The sequence below is a fragment of the Bacteroidia bacterium genome, assembly GCA_020852255.1.
In the GTDB taxonomy this organism is placed as follows: Bacteria; Bacteroidota; Bacteroidia; order JADZBD01; family JADZBD01; genus JADZBD01.
In genome coordinates this window covers 201874-208637 of the sequence record JADZBD010000015.1, presented here as the reverse complement: position 1 = coordinate 208637, position 6764 = coordinate 201874, and the positions used below count along the sequence as shown (strand labels likewise).

Genomic DNA, 6764 nt, shown 5'->3' with positions numbered 1-6764 from the left:
TTACGAAAAGCTCAAAACCCTATACAAGGATTCCTTCAAACGCGATCTTGAAGCCGATCTTCTGCCACCCCTTCCCACCGGCCTCCCCTCCTGGGTCAGCGAAATCAAAACAGTGGAGGATTATTTGAATCGGCTACCGCCAATTAAAAGACAAGAAGTAGAGATGGCCTTTCAGGCAGGAACCATTGAGTTATTTACACCAACAGTGGACCTTGAGCTGATTCGACATATTTCCCCGGATGGTTATTTGAGAAGCTATTGGTTCTCCTTTCGACAACTTGCGCCAATGGACGCAAAAAGACTTTTAGCATTGCCAATTGGGAATTCTGCTGAGTATATTTCTAAGTTGGTGGTGAAAAGGGGAATACCTGTTTTACGAGGTAAGGTGGCCAGCCAGGTTGGGCAACAGGATTTTGGACCTTATGCCACTGGGGGCGGAGAGCAAGTTTTTATACTTCGGGAATTATGGGAAAATGATGATCTTGTGAAGCTACTTGAAGGTCCAATACCAAATCTGCTAAAATGATTACCAACGATGATCAATTTAGAGAAGCAATAACTAAAGCCCGGAACGAGGTAGACGCTACCTTGCCTGATCAGCCCGCAAAACATGTAATCATAAGGTATTTAAATTCAATCGAAAACGCTGTTCATCATAGGCAATTGCAATATGAGGCGGGAGGCTATATTAATATGCGGCCCATTTATGAAGCTAAGGATGGCGAGAAATTTTTAGATACTGAACTAGGGAAATTCTTTGAAATGATATGTTACTACTTCGTCAACACCTGGTGGCCCGCACATAAAGATGAGTTTAAGAAGGAGAAGTAGCAAACAGGGTTTTACTTTTGATTGCTCTGTTCCTCTCTTCCCCGTTCTCCTAACCAATTCCCCTCACCCCTGTTAACGCGAGGGGCGGTGAGCGCAGCGAATCCGCCCTTGCTTTTTCCTTCTTTCTGAAACATCCCCTCTCGAGGGAGAGCTACCGCACAAGCTTCAGCGCGTGACTCCATCCCTTTCCCGTCATGCCGGGTATGCACCATAACATCGCAAGAGGTTCAATGGCTCTGGCTGCTTCTTTTTTTCCGAGGTCTTCATACTCCCAGCCAAAATCACCGAGAATAGATTTTAAAACTTCTTTCGCACCCTCATCGTCGCCGCAGATGAACATAGTTGGTGCAGGGCTGAGAACAGGATTTACCATATACGCATTTCCTACACAGGAGAATGCTTTAACTATTCGCGCTGCGGGAACAAGTTCCTGCAGTTTTTCCAGTAAGGAACAAGAGAGATCAGTGAAGTACGGTAATACTCCGTTCACCGGTGGCTTATCGGCAATCGGATTGGTGGTGTCTATCACTGTTTTTCCGTTCAGCAGCGGCGCCAGTGATTTTATCACCTGTTCTGCAGCACTTCCCTTAACAGCAAGAACTACAACGTCGCAGCCGTTCACCGTCTCTTCAAAGCCGGCAACAGGAATATTCCCCCCCGTTTTTTCTTTGATGGCTGCTGTTTTTTCCGGATGATTGGTAGCGATGGTTACCGGATAACCGTGTTTCGCAAACCCTTTTGCCAGCGTAATCCCAACAATGCCGGAACCAATAACACCGATTTTCTTTTTCATAAGTTTAGTTTTGTTTACTGCCTACCACGCAAACTTTTTTATACGTCCGTACCTCTCCGTCAGCATGGAATAATTCAAAATAAATAATGTGAATACCGGTAAGCGCTTTTTTTCCTCCATCGTTCGTGCCGTCCCAGGTGAACGCCCCGGTGGTTCCCAGTATCTGGTTCCTTACCAGCCGGCGTACCAAACGGCCTTTTTGATCATAAATGATCAGCGATCCTGTGAAGCCGGCTTTGTCAAGTTGGTAATTGATTTCCAGGATGTCCTCATGTCCGTCGTTATCCGGAGAAAAGATTTCAGGGTTCACCGTCATGTTGCCGCTGCTACCTTCATTCATGAACTGTGAGTTTACTCTGCCGGGGGTGCCGTTTACGGCGGAAGAGGCGCTGTGCCAGTTTCCGGCATCCTGTGTCGGACGATCGTAACGGATCCGTTCCAGTGAAACACCTTTTGTGGTTTGAAGGAGACTGAACTGCCAGTCGGACGTGTAGATGACCTTGTCAAGGATAGTGCCCAGCGTATCGCTCAACACTACTACATCCCCATCGTTGCTCAGCGAGGGCATGTCAGAGAGATCTGCAAAGATTCCTTCCGGCGGACAGTTGTAAAATGAGCACACTTGCGATTTTCCGGTGGAGAGCAGGATAAATTCAGAAGGGAAAATAATGAAGCTTTCGGTACTCAGGCGATGAACATCCTCCAGTACATTTGTCAGGGTGTCCTGCCCGGACAGTTGCAGAGAGGAAAGGTCAAGAATTTTATTGCTGAGGTTGTAAATTTCCACGAATTCCGCACCCCCCTCGTACGGATCAGGGAGTAGCTCATTCAGAATCAAATCGCCGGGCAGTGCAGGCTCGGCAATACCGAACTTCACGGTTTGTTCTGAAGGGATCAGATTACCGGCACAATCGGAATGATAGCCGTTTAAACGGAGAAGGTATGCCGTAAAGGGCTGCACAGAGCTTCCAAGAGTTACGCTGATTACCGTGTGGTCATCCGAATAAAAAACCGGTGAAATCACCGGGAGCGGCGGAGAGGTGGAAAATGTTCCGATGGAATCTACCGGTTCGGAGAAATAAACGAGCAATTGTGTTGGATTGGTCACCGTGGCGCGGAGCATTAAGGGAAAGGAATTGTCAGGTGTTATTCCGTTTACGGCGTTCCTTCTCCCCGGGGTGCCGCCTGAAGCGCTTTCCGATGCTTTCCAGTTAATGGCTCCGGTGCAGGGCATCTGGTCATCAATCTGTTCCAGAGAATATCCTCCGTCTTCTTTGTTGGGATCGCGGTACCAGGAATCGTCGTACGAAACGGTACACAAGGGAACGCCGGAAGATTTTTTTACCGTTATGGTATTACCGGTATTGGTAATGGAGGGAAAAGAGGGTACTCCAATGACATGAATACCCGGAAACTGGGAAGCAGCGGTTGTAGATGTAAGTACAACAAAACTGTCAGGGAGGATTTCAAAGTCAGGTAGCAGCTGCATATTGGTTCCCACCGTGATGCTGTAATTCCTGCAATAAAACGGCAGAGAAGTGCGGTTATACAATTCCACGTATTCATAATTGGGGAGTGCTACCGGAGGATCAGGATCTGCCATGATCTCATTGATTACGATGTCGTTGTAGTCCGGGAAGGAAAAATAAAAGGTATCTACTTCGGCAACGGTGATAGGGTTGGCGGAAAGATCGGATACACCTGTTGTGGTAAGTGTCAGAAGCGTATTCACGGGAAGCGGATTTGTCTGAAGAGTTACCAGGGAGAAATTGGATCCGTCGCGCACTGCAGTGAGCGGATTACCAACACTGTTACTGATCAGATAGTTGCCCGTATTCTGTGAAGAGGTGAGATCCACGTTTTCTGAAAAATAAATCTCCACCTGACCTGTAACATTAACAGCTACGGAATCTACCGCCGGAGGAGCAAGATCCACGATGGGTGCTCCTGTGTACACGTCGTCCAGATAGAAATTGGCGGAGTTACTGCTGGTATAGAAGCAGTTCCAGCCAAAGAAGGAAGTGCTGATATGGGTAGCATCCGTACCCTGTGCTTCCTGCACATAATTGATACCGCCGGAAGGATCAATGGATAAAGTCCACAATCCGGAATTATCCCTCTGTACTTTTACGCGAATGGCAAAGGCGGAGGCGATCAGTGTGGTACCCCGGCACACAGACTGGATGGTGGTTCCTGTCTGACGGAAAAGTTCTACCTGGTCGTTCGAAAGCGCTTCTCCGAACTGCAGAAAATATCCGTTCAGCGGTCCCTGAAGGTTTTGCTGATCCGATACAAGATAGACACGGGCATTGTTGGATGCACTGGGAGAGAAATTCAGCCGTATCCAGAAATTCCATTCGCAGCTGTTGAGCGGATAGGTAGTGGGAGTGCAGAGGTAACTGGTGTCGCTGCCGGAGGAATTCAGCTGAAGCTGGAAGGAGGCGTTCACCGTAAAATCAGTGTCGTTTCCTGTCCAGGCCGGGTTGGCGTTGAAATTCCCGTCGGAAAAGGCGTCATTTACCTGTGCGGAAAAAAGAAGCGGATAGAATAGAAACAGGCAGAGGAAGCAGTGCGTTTTCATTGGGGATTCAAAGATACGATTCCGCTTATCACAATTCATGAAAGCTGATGTTAATTTATGTAACTTTCTGCCATTCAGGTCATGTTAACCCGTTGTTTGTTATTTGCTGCATTTCTGGTTTCAGCCCCTGCTTTGGCCACCAGGGTGAGCGGAACTGTTACCGATCTGCGCGGGGAGCCCCTGGCGTTTGTAAATATTCATGTGGCAGGAACACACCGCAGTACAACGGCCAATGAGAACGGGAAATTCAGCCTGGAGTTGGAACCGGGGAACTATGATATTGTATTCCGGATGGTCGGTTATAAAACACTGACATTGCCGGTAGTTGTTTCCGGCGAAAAGCAGGAAGTGCCGGTGATGATGGAGGCGGAAGTTTATAATCTTGCGGAAGTTAAGATCAATGCCGGCGAAGAAGATCCGGCGTATGCCGTAATACGTGGTGCAATAACAAAAAGAAAATACCATCTGGAGCAGGTTGAATCGTTTACCTGCGATGTATATATCAAAGGACTGCAGAGAGTAACAAAATTCCCAAAAAAAATTATGGGTATGCAGGTGGATCCCAGGGGAAATATTGATACGGTGTCCGGGATCGTTTATCTCTCTGAATCTGTTTCAAAATACTGGTTTAAACAGAAGGACAAGATCCGGGAAGAAATGATCTCCTCCAGGATCAGCGGCAATAACCGCGCTTTCAGTTATAACCGGGCCTCCGATATGATGTTTAATTTTTATGAGAACCTGATCGAAGTGGAGGATCTGAGCAAGCGCGGTTTTGTTTCTCCCATCAACGCTAACGCTTTCTTCTTTTACCGTTACCGCCTGCACGGAAGTTTTATGGAGAACGGCGAAATGGTAAACAAGATCGAAGTGATCCCCAAACGAGACAACGATCCCTGTTTTCGCGGCTTCATTTATATCATTGAGAACAGCTGGAAGATACATAGTACGGACCTGTATCTTACAAAAAACGCACAGATCTCTTTCGTGGATACGCTGCGGGTAAAGCAGGTTTATTTCCCAGTGAAACCTGATGTTTGGATGGTTCTCTCCAACCGGTTCGAATTCTCGTTCAGTTTCTTCGGCATTCAGGGAAACGGAGTATTCATGGGAGTGCATTCCAATTATGTGATAGATCCGGTATTGCCGCAGAATTTCTTCACCGGCGAGGAATGGAAAGTGGAAGAGGATGCCAATAAAAAGGATTCATCCTATTGGAACAGCGTGCGGCCCGTGCCGTTGACAACCGAGGAGAAAACAGACTACCGGAAAAAAGACAGCACCGAAAAAATCCGAACCTCGGAACCTTATCTTGATTCTGTGGATCGGGTGACCAATAAACCTACGGCCGGTAAAATCTTTCTGACAGGAATGACCATTAACAGAAGGTACAAAAAGAGGGAATGGGAGGTCTCGCCGCTGATCGCAAATATCGCATTTAATACGGTACAGGGTCCTGTTGCGGGAATTCATCTAGGGTTCAGTCAGCGGATGGAAAATAACAAGAGGGTCGCTGCACGGGCGCATGTTTCTTACGGATTTTCTGACGAACGGATCAACGCCACTTTCAGCCTGCAGTATTCCTACAACCCGAAGCATTTTTCAAGGTGGAAAATTGCGGGCGGGCAGCATACGCCTCAGCTGAATGAAACAAATCCAGTGGGCCCCCTGCTTAATTCACTGTACAGCCTGCTGGATGAGCGGAATTATGCCAGGTTTTTCTCCAAATCATTCATTCTCATTGAACATGATATGGAAATTATCAATGGTTTATACTTCAGGGTGGGAGGGGAGTATGCCTGGAAACAACCCTTGTACAATACTTCCTTCTACCATTGGATCAATTATGAGGAGCGGGAGTATGCAGGGAATAATCCCCTCAACCCTTCTTCAGAGTTAACAGCAGTTTTTCCCTCCCACCGTGCCTTCTACGCGGATGTGAATGTCCGCCTCCGTTTCGGACAGAAATATATAACACGTCCGGGGAGAAAAATCGTCACCGGGTCAAAGTGGCCGGCATTCGTGATCGCGTACCGCAAAGCGGTGGCGGGCATCGGAGGATCAGAACCCGATTTTGATCTGTTGAAGATTTCTATACATGATGAAATTAAACTGAAACTACTTGGATCTCTAACGTATATGATTACCGCGGGCACCTTTTTGTCGGGAAGAACAATCTATTTCACCGACCGGCAGCATTTTGCAGGGAATCAAACACTCTATTCCACCTTCGCGCTCACCCGTTACAATCTTCTTGATTATTATTCTTACAGTACCTTGAGCGAATTCCTGGAAGTTCATGCGGAGCACCGCTTCGGAGGGTTTATTGTTAATAAACTGCCCCTGATGCGGCGACTCAAACTCTCGGATATTGCCGGTGTGCACTTCCTCTCCACAAAGCAGTTGCCAAACTACCTTGAAGCATTCTTCGGGCTGGAAAAACTGGGGGTGGTCCGTGCTGATTTTGTGATGGGATTCGAGCCTGACCGCAAGCCTGTTACAGGCTTCAGATTCGGGATTTTTGTAGACTAGAAAGACGCCTTTCATATCCCTGTTTTT

At 47.4% G+C, this 6764-nt stretch carries 5 protein-coding genes; 3 read left to right on the top strand and 2 right to left on the bottom strand.

The window, feature by feature from the left end; genetic code table 11:
• Together IT233_08555 and IT233_08550 are read left to right on the top strand one after the other, a co-directional pair.
• The coding region (locus IT233_08555) for a hypothetical protein (GenBank protein ID MCC7302679.1) at positions 1-526 on the top strand (526 nt) is incomplete at its 5' end.
• Positions 523-831: a hypothetical protein gene (locus tag IT233_08550; protein MCC7302678.1), complete on the top strand. Its 309-nt coding sequence runs from the start codon at positions 523-525 to the stop codon at positions 829-831. The genes IT233_08555 and IT233_08550, both read left to right, overlap by 4 nt.
• Positions 832-982: 151 nt before the next feature.
• On the opposite strand, the gene IT233_08545 is transcribed toward IT233_08550, so the two are convergent.
• Together IT233_08545 and IT233_08540 are read right to left on the bottom strand one after the other, a co-directional pair.
• Positions 983-1624: an NAD(P)-binding domain-containing protein gene (locus IT233_08545; GenBank protein MCC7302677.1), complete on the bottom strand. Its 642-nt coding sequence runs from the start codon at positions 1622-1624 to the stop codon at positions 983-985.
• A gap of 4 nt (positions 1625-1628) precedes the next feature.
• Positions 1629-4205, bottom strand: a complete 2577-nt coding sequence (locus IT233_08540; protein MCC7302676.1) for a lamin tail domain-containing protein — start codon at positions 4203-4205, stop codon at positions 1629-1631.
• 81 nt (positions 4206-4286) lie between these two features.
• Between IT233_08540 and IT233_08535 the strand changes: the two genes are divergently transcribed.
• Positions 4287-6737 (top strand): carboxypeptidase-like regulatory domain-containing protein, encoded by a 2451-nt coding sequence (locus IT233_08535; protein ID MCC7302675.1) that lies wholly within the window; start codon positions 4287-4289, stop codon positions 6735-6737.
• Positions 6738-6764 lie beyond the last annotated feature (27 nt).